Genomic DNA, 15333 nt, shown 5'->3' with positions numbered 1-15333 from the left:
CCCACGTGCCGGTCGAGCCTTTTAGGCTGAGGCGAATCGGGGGGTGCGCATGTCCGAGTTGCGGTTCACGCTGGCCGACGTCGCGGGCGTGCGGTTCGGTGTGTCGCCGGCCAACGAGACGGTCATGAGCCTGTGGGCGCTCGCCGATCCGGCCCGCTATCCGGTGCACCTGCAGTGGATCGACCGGGCCCGGGCGACGCTGCGCCGCCCGGAGGTGGCCGAGCGCGTCGCTCCGCTGGTGCACCTCACCCTGCCGCGCCGCTGGCTGCCCGACTTCCTCACCCCGGCGGCCCGCCCCGGGGTGGAGATGGACGGCCAGCTCGACCAGATCGCCGCGACGCCGCCCGACGTGGTGGTCCGGGACCTGCTGGCGACCACGCCGAGCGGACCGCTACGCCCGTTCGGGCGGGCGTTGCTCGCCGACCCGACCGAGCTGTTGCCGCCGCTCGTCGAGGCGATGCGGGTCTGGTACGACGAGGCGATCGCCCCGGACTGGCCGCGGATGCGAGCGGTGCTCGACGCCGACGTCGCGTACCGGGCGGCCCAGCTCGCCGAGGGCGGGACGGGGAATCTGTTCGAGCGGCTCCACCCTGGCCTGCGGTGGCTCGGCGACCGGGTGGTCAGCGACGACCCGTTCGAGCGGGACTTCGACCTGCGGGGGCGAGGGCTGGCGTTGAACCCGAGCGTGTTCAGCCGCCAGCGGGTGCTGTGGAACCTGCTGGAGGACTCGTTGCCGGCCGCGGCGTACCCGGTTCGGGCGGTCGGGACGCTGTGGGAACGCGGACCTGAACCGGCCGGCGACGCGCTCGCCCGGGTGGTCGGCGGCGGCCGGGCCGCCCTGCTGAACCTGCTCGACGCGGCGACGACCACCACGGACCTCGCCCGGCTCACCGGGCTGTCCGCCGGGAACGTGTCCCAGCACCTCTCCGCGCTGCACGCCGCCGGTCTCGTCACCCGGTCCCGCGCCGGGCGGCACGTGCTCTACCGCAACACCGAGGTCGGTGCCGCGTTGCTCCGCGCCGCGCGTGGCGGCTGAGCGGAACGCGTCACGGCGCTCCCGGGCTCGGGGCGTCCCGGCTCACCGGCTCGCCGTCGGTCACCGCGCCGGCCAGTTCGACGGTGCCCGGCGCGGCGCCGGGCTCGCCGGTCAGCGTCAGCGTGCCGAAGCCGGCCCGGACCGCCGCCGGTGTGCCGTCCTCCCGGAAGCAGTAGATGCCCACGTCCAACGGCGCGTTCAGCGAGGCGGAGGTCGTGTCGACCGAGTAGCACCGGCCGGTGACGCCGGGCAGCGGCGCGGCGGGGGAGACAGCGAGCGGCGCGCGCCTGTCGGTCAGCACCTCCAGCCAGTCGGTGAACGGGTGCTGCACGCGGGGGTCGAGCCGGCGGGGTACCGCGTCGTCGGCGTCGCCGAGCCGGACACAGCTGGCCGCCTGCGTCCAGCCGGCCGAGGGCAGCGCGCACTGGAACAGCCCGTCGGAGGTGGCGGCGAGCGAGACGTCCACCGTCCCGTCCCGCCCCCAGCCGGGCACGTCGACCCGCCAGCTGCCGTCGTTGGCGCTGGTCACCGCCACCGTGCGGGGAGCGCCTTCGGCCGGGGTGAAGGAGTACGCGGCGGTGTGGTGCCGGTCCTGCGCGGCGGCGGCCAGCCCGGCCAGCTCGTCGCGGGCGGCGTCCACCTGCACCGGCACCGGGTCGGCGGAGCCGGTGGGCGCCGTCTCGGGCCGGTCGTTCACACAGGCGGCCAGCAGCGTCGGCAGGATGAGCGCGAGCGCGCCGGTCGCCCGGCGGGCCGCGCGTCGATGAGCGTGCACCGGCTCATTCTGCGTCGTCCGGGCGGCCGCGGACAGCCCACCGTACGGCTGTACCGCTTGGCGTGTCGCGTACTCCCGGGCTGGTGAGCCGCCCCACGCCGGGGCCGGATGGTGGGATCACCCGACCCGGCGTCGCGGGCCGCCCGATAGGCTGAGGCGGTCTGACACGCGCCGCCGGACCGAGAAACCCGGCGGCGTCGGCACGCTCAGGGTCGTCGCTGGGAGGGAGTGCACCGTCGTGGCACTCGTGGTGCAGAAGTACGGCGGGTCCTCCGTCGCCAACGCCGAGCGGATCAAGCGGGTGGCCGAGCGCATCGTGGCCGCGCGCAAGGCCGGCGACGACGTGGTCGTGGTGGTGTCCGCCATGGGCGACACCACCGACGAGCTGCTCGACCTCGCCAACCAGGTCAGCCCGCTGCCGCCCGGCCGCGAGCTGGACATGCTGCTCACCGCCGGGGAGCGGATCTCCATGGCGCTGCTCGCCATGGCCATCCACAACCTGGGGTACGAGGCCCGCTCGTTCACCGGTTCCCAGGCGGGCGTGATCACCACATCGGTGCACGGCCGGGCCCGGATCATCGACGTGACCCCGGGGCGGCTCAAGGGCGCGCTGGACGAGGGCGCGGTGGTCATCGTCGCCGGCTTCCAGGGCGTCTCGCAGGACACCAAGGACGTCACCACACTCGGGCGGGGCGGCTCGGACACCACCGCAGTGGCGCTCGCCGCCGCGCTGGAGGCGGACGTCTGCGAGATCTACACCGATGTGGACGGCATCTTCACCGCCGACCCGCGGATCGTGCCGAACGCCCGGCACATCACCCGGATCACCTACGAGGAGATGCTGGAACTGGCCGCCTGCGGCGCGAAGGTGCTGCATCTGCGCAGCGTCGAGTACGCGCGGCGCGCGGGCTTGCCGATCCACGTCCGTTCGTCATACTCGACCAACACCGGCACGATGGTCACCGGATCGATGGAGGACCTTCCTGTGGAACAGGCACTGATCACCGGGGTCGCCCACGACCGCAGCGAAGCGAAGATCACGATCGTCGGCGTGCCCGACGAGCCGGGCGCCGCCGCGCGCATCTTCGACACGGTCGCCGGCGCGGAGATCAACATCGACATGATCGTGCAGAACGTGTCCACCGAGGGCACCGGCCGCACCGACATCTCGTTCACGCTGCCCAAGGCGGACGGCCCGACCGCGATGACCGCGCTCAGCAAGATCCAGGAGACGGTCAAGTTCAAGGGCCTGCTCTACGACGACCACGTCGGCAAGGTCAGCCTGATCGGCGCCGGCATGCGCTCGCACCCGGGCGTGGCCGCCGGCTTCTTCGCCGCCCTCGGCGCGGCCGGCGTCAACATCGAGATGATCTCCACCTCGGAGATCCGGGTCTCCGTGGTCTGCCGCGACACCGACCTGGACAAGGCGGTCCGCGCCATCCACGACGCCTTCGAGCTGGGTGGTGACACCGAAGCCGTCGTCTACGCCGGCACCGGGCGGTAACGCGCCGTGGCGTCGCTGCCCACCCTCGCCGTGGTCGGGGCGACAGGTGCCGTCGGTACGGTCATGTGCCAGATCCTCTCCTCCCGGCGCAACGTGTGGGGCGAGATCCGGCTGCTCGCCTCCGAGCGGTCGGCCGGCCGGCGCGTGCAGTGCCGGGGCGAGGAGCTGACCGTCCAGGCCCTCACCGCGGACGCTCTCGACGGCGTCGACGTGGCCATGTTCGACGTGCCGGACGACGTCTCGGCGCAGTGGGCCCCGGTCGCCGTCGGGCGCGGCGCGGTGGTGGTGGACAACTCCGGCGCGTTCCGGATGGACCGCGAGGTGCCGCTCGTCGTCCCCGAGATCAACCCCGACCAGGTGCGCAACCGGCCCCGGGGCATCATCGCCAACGCCAACTGCACCACGCTGGCGATGATCGTGGCGATCGCCCCGCTGCACCGCGCGTACGGCCTGCGCGAGCTGGTGCTCGCGTCGTACCAGGCGGTGTCCGGGGCCGGGCAGGCCGGCGTGGACGCGCTGCACCTGCAGCTCGGCAAGATCGCCGGGGACCGGGCGCTCGGCTCCCGCGCCGGTGACGTGCGCCAGGCCGTCGGCGACGAGCTGGGTCCGTTCCCGGCGCCGCTGGCGCTCAACGTCGTACCGTGGGCGGGCTCGCTCGCAGACGACGGCTGGTCGTCGGAGGAGTTGAAGCTCCGCAACGAGTCCCGCAAGATCCTCGGGCTGCCCGATCTCAAGGTCTCCGCCACCTGCGTACGGGTGCCGGTGGTGACCGGTCACTCGGTCGCCGTGCACGCGGTCTTCGCCACCGAGGTGGACGCCGAGGAAGCCCGCGAGGTGCTGCGCAACGCGCCGGGCGTGATCCTGGTCGACGACCCGGCGTCCGGGGAGTTCCCGATGCCGATCGACGCGGTCGGCACCGACCCGTCCTGGGTGGGCCGCATCCGCCGCGCGGTCGACGACCCGAGAGCCCTCGACCTTTTCGTGACCGGCGACAACCTCCGCAAGGGCGCCGCCCTGAACACGGCCCAGATCGCCGAACTCCTCGCCAGGGAACTCACCGCCTAGCCCCGTCGATCTTGCACTTCGCGCCCTGGTATAAGGGGCAAATGCCCCGTGCTTCGGGCCGCAAGTGCAAGATCGCGGGATCGCGGGGGAGAAGGTGGGTCAGGCGGCGGAGAGGTGGACTCCGTCTCGGCCGTGGCGCTTGACCGCGTAGAGGGCCTGGTCGGCTCGGTGCAGGGTGCGTTCGGGGGACTCGCCGGGCCGCGGCAGCGCGATGCCGACGCTGATCGTCCGGCCGGTACGGCGGGCCGCCTCGGTGAGCCGCTCGGCGATCCGGACCGCCTCCTCCGGGCGGCTCACCTCGATCACCGCCACGAACTCGTCCCCGCCGGTCCGGTACAGCTCGTCGCCCTGGCGCAGCGCGCCCTCCAGTGCCCGGGCCAGCCCCACCAGCAACCGGTCGCCGGCCTGGTGGCCGTACGTGTCGTTGACGTCCTTGAACCCGTCCACGTCGATCGCCAGCAGGGCGGTACGCCCCGGCGTGGCGGTGGCGATCCGCTGCCCGAACGGGCCGGTGTGCCGTAGCCCGGTGAGCGGGTCGGAGCTGGCCTGCTCGCGCAGCCGGGCGAGCGTACGCAGCCGGTCCAGGCAGGTCCACGCCTGCCCGGCGAGCAGTTCGATCAGGTTGACAGTGGTCGGGTCGGGGCGCAGGCGCTGCTCGTCGGCGACCAGCAGCACGCCGCCGGCAGCCGGCGTGCCGACCGGCACCGCCACCAGTGTGCGCGCGCCCGCCCGGGTCAGCGGCAGGTACTCCTCGGTGGGCGGGTGCCCCGCCTCGCCCAGCGTGTACGCCGAGCCGTACCGGTGGGCCCGGTCGATCATGCGGTCCAGCGCGGCCGGGCCGGCCTCGGCCAGCTCGGCGCGGATGCGTGTCTCCAACTCGCCGGGGGTGTCGGTGGGCGCGCCGAGGCGTGGGCCGCTCCGCCCGGTGAGGACCAGCACGGCGGCGGAGAGCGCCGACACGTCCCGGGCCGCGGCGAGCGCGGCGGTCATCAGGTCCCAGTCGGTCGGGGCGGCGGTGAACGCGGCGGCGTGCCGGAGCAGCTTCTCGCTGCGGCTCTCGGCCGGTGACCCGCCGAGCGCGGCGATCCGCCCGCCGAGGCGGTCGGCCACCAGTTCGGCGGTCTCCCGCCACGCCGCGAGCGGGACGGGCTCGCACCACTGCAGGTCGAGCACGCCGATGGGCCGGCCGTCCGGGTCACGTACCGGAACGCAGAGTTCGGCGGTGACGTCCGGCCGGACCGGCAGGTAGTCGGGGTCGGCGCTCACGTCGGGCACGACGGCGGTCACCCCGGAGGCGTACACCCGCCGCACCACCGAGGGTTCGGGTCGGTGGCGGGCGGGCGCGTCGGCGGTCGCCGGGACGTGCGAGAAGACCTGCCACGCGCCGGTGGCGGCGACGCAGCGCAGACGGTCGTGGACCCGGAGCAGGACGGCGGCGGTCGCCGGGGTGTGCCGGGCGAGCGCGGCGACCGTCCACTGGCACGCCTCCGGGACGGTGGACGCCGTGGGGAGGCGCACCGTGACGTCGCGGAGTACTCGCTCGTGATCCACGTCGTTCCTGCTCGGAGGGGGTAGGTCGCGATCAAGCGTACTCAGCGCGACCGTCACCGACCTTCGTACACATGTGCTATCCACAGGCTGTGGACGCAGCCTGTGGGCGGGATCGGGCCTGCGCGGGGAGGGCGCGTGGCGATAGCGTGAGGGCCCGGGCACTCCGAGGAGGCGGCCGATGCTCATCGCCCAGCTCAGCGACCCGCACGTGACCACCGGCCCGCTCGCGGCCGACCCGGCGTCCGGGTTGCACCGGGCGCTCGGCACGGTGCTCGCGCTGCGTCCCCGGCCCGACTGCGTGGTGATCACCGGCGACCTGACCGCCAACGGGCGGCCGGACGAATACCTCGCCCTGCGCGAGATCGTCGGCGCGTTCCCGCTGCCGGTGCACCTGGCCACCGGCAACCACGACGACCGCGAGTCGCTGCTCGACACGTTCGGCGGCACCCCCTACCTGGCCGGCGGCTTCTCGGCGCACTACCACGTCGACCTGCCGGACGCGACGCTCGTGGTGCTCGACTCGCTCACCCCGGGCAGCACCGGCGGCCGGCTCGGCGACGAGCAGCTCGCCTGGCTCGACGGGGTGCTCGGCGGGCGTACCGACGCGCCCGCCGTCGTGTGCCTGCACCATCCGCCGGTCGCGGTCGGCGTACCGGGCATGGACGCGATGGGCCTCGCGGACGCCGACGCGCTCGCCGCCGTGGTCGGCCGGCACCCCCATGTCGTACGCGTCGCCGCGGGGCACCTGCACCGCCAGGTGACAAGCGCGTTCGCCGGTACGGTGCTGACCGTCGCGCCGAGCACGTGGATCCAGGTGAGCCTGAGTATGTCCGACGAGGAGGAGCCGGGGTTCGTCGCCGAGCCGACGGCCTTCCTGCTGCACCTGGTCGCCGACGGCGGCTGCGTGACACACACCGTCCAGGCCAGCCACGCCGCCGGGCGCACCTGCTGGTTCTGACGGCGACGCCGATGCTCTGGTACGTCGCGTACGGCTCGAACCTGCACGCCGCCCGGCTCGACTGGTACCTGCGTGGCGGACGCCCACCCGGCGGGCTGCGCACGTACCCCGGCTGCCGGGACTGCCGGCCACCGCGCCGGACCGTCCCGGCGCTGATCCCCGGCGGGGTCTATTTCGCGGGCGAGTCGCGGGCCTGGACCGGCGGCATGGCGTTCTACGACCCGCAGATGCCCGGCCGGGCGGCGGCGCGCGGCTACCTGGTGACCGTCGAGCAGTTCGCCGACATCGCGGCGCAGGAGATGTACCGGCCGCCGGGCGCCGACCTGGCCGGTATCCGCGCGGCGGTCGAGACCGGGCGGGCGAGGCTCGGGCCGGGCCGCTACGAGACGCTGCTGCGGGTCGGCGTCCGCGAAGGGCTGCCGATGCTCACGTTCACCGCGCCGCACCGCGCGGTGGAGGTGCCGTGGACCCGGCCCGCTCCGCTCTATCTCGGGATGCTGGCGCGCGGTCTGCGGGAGGCGCACGGCTGGGACACCGCGCGGATCGTCGGCTACCTGGCGGGCCGTCCGGGAGTCGCCGGGCGGTGGAACCGGCGGGCGTTGCGCGGGCTCGTCGCCGCCACCCACAGCCGGCTTTCGAACCGGCTCTCCGGGGCTTCGGTCGAATTCGGACAGTCCGTTGCGGATGTCGATCCGTCAGACGTGAACGACCGTTCGGCTCGCGATGGGTGTCCGCCAGGCGCTGATTCCGGCGAGGACGGTTGCCAGCGCAAGGAATTGCGCGTGACATGAGCGTCGGCGCCGGCTCCCTGTCCCTGGGAGCCGGCGCCCTTCACGACACGGGCATCGACAGCGAGCGCCGCGCGGAAATTCACCAGACCGTCATGTCCGACTCGTCCGGCGGACCGGTGCGGGTCTCCCACCACGTCGACGATTCCGAATGCCACCCCGGTCGACCTGAGGCCCGGTGGATGAGAAGCTACCCCCGAGCGGGGGTGGCGTTCCCCGATTGCCGCCTTCCACGATCGACCCCTGTCATGGCACGGACCAGGGCCACCGGGCGAACCATCGTCCGGACACCAGCATCGGTATCTCACGAGGAGTTCCATGTCCGTCACCGGGATGCGACGCCGGGCCGTAGTCGGCCTGGCCGCACTCGCCGCGACCGCGTTCACCGCTGTCGCCGTCACCCCCGACCAGGCCGAGGCGCGCCCGAAGCCGGTCGACGTCCAGCTGCTCGCGATCAACGACTTCCACGGCAACCTGGAGCCGCCGAGCGGGTCCAGCGGCACCATCGACGGCCAGCCGGCCGGTGGCGCGGAATACCTGGCCAGCCACCTGAAGTCGATGCGCGCCGAGGCCAAGAAGCAGGGCAAGGGCACCGTCACTGTCGCCGCCGGTGACCTGATCGGCGCCTCGCCGCTGCTGTCCGCCGCGTTCCACGACGAGCCGACCATCGAGGAGATGAACCTCGCCGGGCTGGAGTTCGCGAGCGTCGGCAACCACGAGTTCGACGAGGGTGCGGCCGAGCTGCTGCGCATGCAGCGCGGCGGCTGCCACCCGGTGGACGGCTGCGCCGACGGCACCCCGTTCGGTGGCGCCAAGTTCAAGTACCTCTCGGCGAACGCGTTCAAGACCTCCACCGGCCTGCCCCTGATGCAGCCGTTCGGCATCAAGATCGTCAAGGGTGTGCCGATCGGCTTCATCGGGATGACCCTGGAGGGCACCCCGAACATCGTCAGCCAGCAGGGCGTCGCCGGCCTGCGGTTCAGCGACGAGGCCGACACCGCCAACAAGTACGCCAAGATCCTGCGCCTGCTCGGCGTCAAGAGCATCGTCGTGCTGCTGCACGAGGGCGGCGTGCAGAACGGCGGCGGCATCAACGACTGCACCGGGTTCAGCGGCCCGATCGTCGACATCGCCAACCGGATGGACCCGTCCATCGACGTGATCGTCAGCGGGCACACCCACGCCGCGTACAACTGCAACATCAACGGCAAGCTGGTCACCAGCGCCAGCTCGTTCGGCCGCCTGGTCACCCAGATCGACCTGAAGATCGACCCGCGTACCCGCGACGTGGTGAGCGCGTCCGCGAACAACGTGGTGGTCACCCGGGACGTGGCGCCGGACAAGCCCTCGACCGACCTGATCAACCGGTACAAGACCGCGCTCGGCCCGGTGGCCGACCGGGTCGTCGGCGAGACCACCGCGGCGATCACCAAGACCCAGGAGAACCTGTACCAGACCGGGGTCGACGTCAACGGCAAGCCGACGTACCAGACCGGTGAGTCGCCGCTGGGCAACGTGATCGCCGACGCGCAGCTCGCCGCGACCGACACCGAGCAGAACGCGGTCGCCGCGTTCATGAACCCCGGTGGCGTACGCGCCGACCTCGACGCCGGCCCGGTCACCTACGCCGAGGCGTTCACCGTGCAGCCGTTCGCCAACAACCTGGTGACGCTCGACCTGACCGGCGCGCAGCTCTACTGCATGCTGGAGCAGCAGTTCACAGTGGCGCGCGTGCTCTACGCGTCCTCCACCGTCAACTACGTCGTGGACGTCGACGGCACCACCGCGCCGGCCGGCACGCCGTGCGCCGGCACCCGGGTGGTCCGGGGCAGCCTCACCATCAACGGCACCCCGGTGACGGACACCGCCACCTACCGGGTCACCGTGAACAACTTCCTCGCCGGTGGCGGTGACGGCTTCAGCGTCCTGACCGGCGGCACCAACGCGGTGACCGGCCAGATCGACCTGGACGCCTTCACCGCGTACCTGACCGAGAAGTCGCCGGTCTCCCCGCCGGCGCTGGACCGGATCCGCACCACCACCGAGGTCGCCGCCGGCTGACCGCCGACGCACCGCAGACGGGCCCCGGAGCGAATGCTGCGGGGCCCGTTCGCGTGTCAGGCCGCCGGGGACGTGTCCCGGGTCAGGTCGCCCGCGCGGGCTCGGGCTCCGGCGCCTCGGCGGCCGTCAGGCGGCCGTCCTGCGCGGCGGTGAGCAGCGGACGCAGCGACAGCGCGAGCAGCGAGGCGGCCAGGCAGCCGCCCACCACGACCGCCACCCAGACCCGGCCGTTCGCCGCGCCGATCAGCGGCCCGGCGGTGACCGGGCCGACCACACCGCTGATCCCGAAGATCATCGAGCTCATCGCGTTGTACCGGCCACGCAGCTCGTCGGTGGCGAGCGCGTTCGTGAGCGCGGGCATGACCGGAGACAGCATCGTCTCGCCGAACCCGAAGATCGCCGAGCAGGCCACCACGCCGAGCGCCGCGAGCAGCGCGTTGCCGCTGCCCACCACGCCGGCCGCGCCGAGCACCAGCCACGCGCCGGCGAACACCGCGCCGACGGTGGCCAGGGCACGGGTACGGCTGCGCCCCTCCAGCCGCCGGATCACCAGCAGCTGGGAGAGCACGATCATGACGGTGTTCGCGGCGAGCGCCCACGCCACCACGCGCGGCGTCACCTCGACCACCCGCACCGAGTACGCCGCGAAGCCCACCTCGATCTGCGCGTACCCGCAGGTGGTGAGCACCAGGCCGAAGATGACGAGGCGGCGGAACGGCCGGTCCCGCAGCACCGTGAGGTAGCCGCCGGTCCTCCGATCGGCGGCCGTCGCCCCCGTGGCCGCGACCGGCCGGCGCCCCACGTGCGGCAGCGTCAGCAGGATCAGCGCCGGCGTCAGGTAGCTCACCGCGTCCAGCAGGTAGATCACCTCGAACGTGACCGGACGGGCCACGTCGACCACCGCGCCGGAGATCAGGCCGCCCGTGCCGATACCGAGGTTGAGCAGCGCGAAGTTGAGCCCGAAGACGCGCTGCCGCTCGCCGTCGTCGGTGAGCGAGGCGAGGATCGTGTTCTGCCCGGCCCAGATCGCCGAGCTGCCGACGGCGATGAGCGTCATCACGCCGAACGCCGAGGCGGTCGAGTCGACGAGCGCCAGTGAGCCGACGCCGATCGCCTCGATCACCAGGCAGGGCAACACGACCCGGCGCGCGCCGAAGCGATCGATGAACGTGCCGGCCAGCGGCGAGAGCGCCAGCGTGACCGCGCCGAACCAGCCGATCACCAGCCCGGCCCGGGTGTCGGTCAGGCCGCGTACGTCGGTGAGGTAGATGAACAGGAACGGCAGGGTGAGGCCGCGCCCGACCGCGGAGAACAGCGTGCCGAGCAGGATCCGGCGGGCTTCGGGACGGGCGGGCAGGGCGCGGCGCAGCATGGCAGGGATTCTGTGCTTCGGGTACGACTCTCGCGACCCGTTTACCCCTTACACACGCGGTCGCTGGGCCGGAAGGTGAGCGAACACACGTGCTCTGCCATGCTGACCCGGTGACGACGACCTGGCGGCACCTGCCCGCACCGGCCCGCGAGATCGCCGAGACGGCCACCGACGCGGTGGGCGCCGCGCAGGCCCGCGACGCCGAGGCATACGCCCCGGCCGTCGAGCGGCTGGCCACCGCCGACCGGTCCGGGCTGGTGCTCGGCGGCGTGGTCCGGCTGCTGCTGGAGGAGGGGCATCCGGACGGGCTGGACGGCGACGACGTACGCCAGGTGCTGGAACAGTGCGTCCGGTCGGCGGCGGCCTGGTGGCCCGACGTCGACCCGCACGTGCTGCTGGTGCTGCTGGCCGGCGCGCTCGGCGTCTACGACCCCGGTGACGACGAGAACCCGCCCGGCCCGGCAGCGGTCGCCCGGCACGCCCCGCTGCTCGTGGCCGACCTGCTGGCGGTCACCGGACGACCGTTCGCCGAGTACCTGACCGCCGCGTTCGCCGAGGTGGCGCGCACGGAGACGCACGACTGACGGACCCGTTGGCCGGCGGCTCACCGGCCGGCGGCTGGCGCGTCGGTTTACGGGCCCGCGGCTGGCGCGTCGGCCTACGGGCTCGCGGCCAGGAAGACGAACGCGGCGAGCAGCACCAGGTGCACGCCGCCCTGGAGCACTGTGGCCCGGCCCGGCACGACGGTGAGCACCGCTGTGACAGCGGTCAGCGCCAGCAGCGTCATCTGGGTGCCGCCCAGGCCCAGCATCAGCGGCCCGTCCAGCCAGATCGAGGCGATCGCGATGGCCGGGATGGTCAGGCCGATGCTGGCCATGGCCGAGCCGAGCGCGAGGTTGAGGCTGATCTGCACGCGGTCCCGCCGGGCCGCCCGGGCGGCGGCGAGCGTCTCCGGCAGCAGCACCAGCAGCGCGATGACCACGCCGACGAACGCCTGCGGCAGGTTCGCCGCGCTGACCGCGGTCTCGATCGCCGGAGAGATCGTCTTCGCGTCGCCGACCACCGCGACCAACGCCACCACCAGCAGGGCCAGGCTGGCCAGGGCGGTACGTGTGGACGGCGGCTCGGCGTGGCCGTCGCCGGTCTTGTCCTCGGCGAGGATGCTGCCCTCCTGGGTAACCGGGAGGAAGTAGTCGCGGTGCCGGCCGGTCTGCACCATCACGAACAGCAGATAGAGGGCCAGCGAGGCGACCGCCGCGAAGGCGAGCTGGGCGGGGGAGAACTCCGGGCCCGGCCGGCTCGTGGTGAACGTCGGCACCACCATGCTGAGCGTGGCGAGCGTCGCCACCGTCGCCAGCGCCCCTCCGGTGCCCTCCGGATTGAACACCGCCACCTGCCGGCGCAGCGCGCCGAGCAGCAGCGACAGGCCGAGGATGCCGTTGCAGGTGATCATGACGGCGGCGAAGACGGTGTCCCGCGCCAGCGCCTGCGTCTTGTCCCCACCGCTGATCATCAGCGTGACGATCAGACCGACTTCGATCACGGTGACCGCCACCGCCAGCACGAGCGAGCCGTACGGCTCACCGACCTTGTGCGCCACCACCTCGGCGTGGTGTACGGCCGCCAGCACAGCCGCCGCGAGCAGGGCCGCCACCACGAAGATGAGCGGGCCGGGCAGCTCCCGTCCCCAGGTCATCACGAGCACGAGCACGGCGACCAGGGGCGCGACGGTGGTCCAATCGGTCAGGCGGGATCGGATCATCGGCGGCATGCGCATAACTTTGCCAGGCGGCAGGGTCGACGCCGCGTGGCGGGGTGGCTTCGGGCAGTCCTGTCGATCTATTCGGTCGAGGCCGGTTGCTCCACATGGGTGGGCAGGTCACGGAGGTTCGCGATCACCGGTCCGATCCAGCCGGGATCGGTGTCCTGGTGTTCGGTGGTCCGCAGCACCGTCATGCCGACCGCCGCCGCGCCGGCCAGTTCGCCGTCCGCGCCGTCGCCCACGTAGACGCATTCCGCCGGCGCGACGCCCAGGCGCTGCGCGGCGGTGCGGTAGATCGCCGGGTCCGGCTTGGCCAGCCCGACCGCGCTGGAGAAGACCGCGACGTCGAAGCGCCGGGCGAGTGGGCCGTCCGCCCACGCCTCGGCGGTCTCGGAAGTGGCATTGCTGATCAGGGCCAGCCGGTGGCCGCGCTCGCGCAGCGCGTCGAGCACGTCCAGGGTGCCGACCGGGACGCGGCCCAACACGCGGCGGGCCAGCGCACGCCGATGCGCGGCGGCGCGGCTTACCTGCTCGTCCGTCGGCGAGCCGCCGAGGCGTTCGGCGAGGATGCGGACGGTCTCCTCCGCGCTCCACCGGACGAGCCGGTCCCGCCACGTCGCGTGGTACGCGGCGACGAGCGCCGCCGGAGCCACCCCGACCAGGAGCGCCATCTCGCCGACCACCCGGTCCCGCTCGTCGTCGGCCCCGTGGACCAGGGTGTGGAAGAGGTCGAAGACGACCTACTGCGAGGGTGATCACGGCTGGGGAAACGCAGAGGGCACATCCGATGGATCGGATGTGCCCTCTTACCTCTGGTCGGGGTGGCCGGATTCGAACCGACGACCTCTTCGTCCCGAACGAAGCGCGCTACCAAGCTGCGCCACACCCCGAGGCGTGCCGACAAATAGTAGCCCACCCGCCCGCACGGTCAAACTCGGTACCCCCCGCCCCGCGCGGGCGGCAGATCTTGGTACGAACCGGCCCTCGGAGGGGCGGGCGCGTACCAAGATCTGCCGGGAAGCGGGGACGCCGGGCGGCGGGGTCAGCGGGAGATCAGCGTGAGGATGCTGGCCTCGGGGGGGCAGGCGAAGCGGATGGGGGCGGTGGGGTGGGTGCCGAGGCCGGCGGAGACGTGCAGCCACGAGTCCGAGCCGGGCCAGCGGTGCAGTCCGCGCGCCATCGAGCGGGGCAGCCCGCAGTTGGTCACCAGCGCGCCGTACCCGGGCACGCACACCTGGCCGCCGTGGGTGTGCCCGGCGAGCAGCAGGCCGAAGCCGTCGGCCGCCATCCGGTCCAGCACCGCGGGCTCGGGGGAGTGGGACAGCGCGATCGACAGCGCCGCGTCGCCGCTGACCCGGCCGGCCACGGCGTCGTAGTCGTCCCGTTCGATGTGCGGGTCGTCCACGCCGGCCAGCTCGATCTCCCGCCCGCCTGCTTTGAGCGTGGTGCGGGCGTTGTTCATGTCGACCCAGCCGGCGCCGGTGAGGATGTCGCGTAGTTCCTCGTACGGCAGGGGCGTGCCCTCGGTGTACTCCCGGTCCGGCAGGAAGTAGGTGAAGGGGTTCTTCAGGACCGGGCCGGTGTAGTCGTTGGAGCCGAAGACGAACGCGCCGGGCAGGTCGAGCAGCGGTTGCAGCGCGCGCAGCACGCCCGGCACCGACTCCGGGTGGGCCATGTTGTCGCCGGTGACCACGACCAGGTCCGGGTCGAGCGCGGCCAGCGAGGCCACCCAGTCCTGCTTGCGCCGCTGGGCGGGCATCATGTGCAGGTCCGAGAGGTGCAGCACCCGCAGCGGTTCGGCGTCGGTCGGGAGCACCGGCACGTCGTACCGGCGCAGGGTGAACATGTTGCGCTCGATGAGCGACGCGTACGCGAGGGTGGCCGCCCCGGCGGCGACGGTTCCGGCCGCGAGACGGAATAGTGTGCGCTTTCGCATGGCGTTCAGGGTAGTTTCACCGTCCATGAGCACGCTGAAGGACCGTCTCACCGCCGACATGCGCGCCGCCCTGAAGGCGCGCGACGAGCTGACCACCTCCACGCTTCGCATGGCCCTCGCGGCCGTGGGCAACGCCGAGGTGGCCGGCCGGGAAAAGCGCGAGCTCAGCGACGACGAGGTGCTCGCGGTGCTGGCCAAGGAGGCGAAGAAGCGCCGCGAGGCGGCAGTGGCGTTCGCCGACGCCGGGCGCGCCGAGCAGGCCGGCAAGGAGACCGCCGAGGGTGAGGTGCTGGAGCGCTACCTGCCCAAGCAGCTCTCCGACGAGGAACTGGCCGAGCTGGTCTCGGGGGCGCTCGCCGCGGGCGGCTTCACCGGCAAGGCGCAGATGGGCCCGGCCATGAAGGCCGCCCAGACCGCGGTGGCCGGCCGCGCCGAGGGGGGCCGGGTGGCCGCTGAGGTACGCCGCCAGCTGGGCCTCTGACCGTCCCGTAGACACAAGACGAAGCGACGGCCACCCCCTTCACG

At 73.1% G+C, this 15333-nt stretch carries 13 protein-coding genes, 1 tRNA gene and 1 pseudogene; 8 read left to right on the top strand and 7 right to left on the bottom strand.

The genetic code is table 11. The features are described 5' to 3' along the window. Positions 1 to 49: 49 nt before the first annotated feature. Positions 50 to 1036, top strand: coding sequence for a DUF5937 family protein (locus tag PVK74_RS19840; protein WP_064446810.1), 987 nt, complete (start codon positions 50 to 52; stop codon positions 1034 to 1036). A 10-nt stretch (positions 1037 to 1046) separates the two neighbouring features. Here the strand turns inward: PVK74_RS19840 and PVK74_RS19835 are convergent, their stop codons facing one another. Then, positions 1047 to 1811 (bottom strand): hypothetical protein, encoded by a 765-nt coding sequence (locus tag PVK74_RS19835; protein WP_051611336.1) that lies wholly within the window; start codon positions 1809 to 1811, stop codon positions 1047 to 1049. A gap of 238 nt (positions 1812 to 2049) precedes the next feature. Between PVK74_RS19835 and PVK74_RS19830 the strand changes: the two genes are divergently transcribed. Together PVK74_RS19830 and PVK74_RS19825 are read left to right on the top strand one after the other, a co-directional pair. Then, on the top strand, positions 2050 to 3315 hold the full coding sequence (locus tag PVK74_RS19830) for an aspartate kinase (protein ID WP_030502103.1): 1266 nt from the start codon (positions 2050 to 2052) through the stop codon (positions 3313 to 3315). A 6-nt stretch (positions 3316 to 3321) separates the two neighbouring features. Then, positions 3322 to 4380 carry an aspartate-semialdehyde dehydrogenase gene (locus PVK74_RS19825; RefSeq protein ID WP_274476987.1) on the top strand — a complete coding sequence of 353 codons (1059 nt, stop codon included), beginning with the start codon at positions 3322 to 3324 and terminating at the stop codon, positions 4378 to 4380. 99 nt (positions 4381 to 4479) lie between these two features. Here PVK74_RS19825 and PVK74_RS19820 read toward each other — a convergent pair whose 3' ends face one another. Continuing rightward, positions 4480 to 5931, bottom strand: coding sequence for a sensor domain-containing diguanylate cyclase (locus tag PVK74_RS19820; RefSeq protein ID WP_104114932.1), 1452 nt, complete (start codon positions 5929 to 5931; stop codon positions 4480 to 4482). 178 nt (positions 5932 to 6109) lie between these two features. Between PVK74_RS19820 and PVK74_RS19815 the strand changes: the two genes are divergently transcribed. The 3 genes from PVK74_RS19815 to PVK74_RS19805 all read left to right on the top strand — a co-directional run bounded on the left by PVK74_RS19815 (position 6110) and on the right by PVK74_RS19805 (position 9738). After that, entirely contained in the window at positions 6110 to 6889 is a 780-nt protein-coding gene (locus PVK74_RS19815) for a phosphodiesterase (RefSeq protein ID WP_274476986.1), read from the top strand. 11 nt (positions 6890 to 6900) lie between these two features. Further along, positions 6901 to 7680, top strand: coding sequence for a histone deacetylase (locus PVK74_RS19810; RefSeq protein WP_274476985.1), 780 nt, complete (start codon positions 6901 to 6903; stop codon positions 7678 to 7680). A 315-nt stretch (positions 7681 to 7995) separates the two neighbouring features. After that, positions 7996 to 9738 (top strand): bifunctional metallophosphatase/5'-nucleotidase, encoded by a 1743-nt coding sequence (locus PVK74_RS19805; RefSeq protein ID WP_043327851.1) that lies wholly within the window; start codon positions 7996 to 7998, stop codon positions 9736 to 9738. 82 nt (positions 9739 to 9820) lie between these two features. Here the strand turns inward: PVK74_RS19805 and PVK74_RS19800 are convergent, their stop codons facing one another. Then, entirely contained in the window at positions 9821 to 11110 is a 1290-nt protein-coding gene (locus PVK74_RS19800; protein ID WP_113973599.1) for an MFS transporter, read from the bottom strand. Positions 11111 to 11220: 110 nt separating this feature from the next. Here PVK74_RS19800 and PVK74_RS19795 point away from each other — a divergent pair, with 110 nt between their 5' ends. Beyond that, positions 11221 to 11694 (top strand): hypothetical protein, encoded by a 474-nt coding sequence (locus PVK74_RS19795; protein WP_274476984.1) that lies wholly within the window; start codon positions 11221 to 11223, stop codon positions 11692 to 11694. Positions 11695 to 11768: 74 nt separating this feature from the next. On the opposite strand, the gene PVK74_RS19790 is transcribed toward PVK74_RS19795, so the two are convergent. The 4 genes and pseudogenes from PVK74_RS19790 to PVK74_RS19775 all read right to left on the bottom strand — a co-directional run bounded on the left by PVK74_RS19790 (position 11769) and on the right by PVK74_RS19775 (position 14808). Further along, the gene (locus PVK74_RS19790; protein WP_043330855.1) at positions 11769 to 12872 is read right to left on the bottom strand and encodes a calcium:cation antiporter; all 1104 of its coding nucleotides are present in this window, start codon (positions 12870 to 12872) and stop codon (positions 11769 to 11771) included. A 77-nt stretch (positions 12873 to 12949) separates the two neighbouring features. Next, a pseudogene (locus tag PVK74_RS19785) lies at positions 12950 to 13600 on the bottom strand (HAD family hydrolase); the annotation flags it as partial. A gap of 85 nt (positions 13601 to 13685) precedes the next feature. Continuing rightward, positions 13686 to 13762, bottom strand: a tRNA-Pro gene (locus PVK74_RS19780). A gap of 152 nt (positions 13763 to 13914) precedes the next feature. Beyond that, entirely contained in the window at positions 13915 to 14808 is an 894-nt protein-coding gene (locus tag PVK74_RS19775; RefSeq protein ID WP_274476983.1) for a metallophosphoesterase, read from the bottom strand. 25 nt (positions 14809 to 14833) lie between these two features. Between PVK74_RS19775 and PVK74_RS19770 the strand changes: the two genes are divergently transcribed. After that, positions 14834 to 15289, top strand: a complete 456-nt coding sequence (locus PVK74_RS19770; protein WP_064446806.1) for a GatB/YqeY domain-containing protein — start codon at positions 14834 to 14836, stop codon at positions 15287 to 15289. Positions 15290 to 15333 lie beyond the last annotated feature (44 nt).

The organism is Micromonospora chalcea (assembly GCF_028768405.1).
GTDB classification, from domain to species: domain Bacteria; phylum Actinomycetota; class Actinomycetes; order Mycobacteriales; family Micromonosporaceae; genus Micromonospora; species Micromonospora chalcea.
Note: the sequence above shows the minus strand (reverse complement) of the source record. Positions and strands in the feature narration are given on the sequence as shown.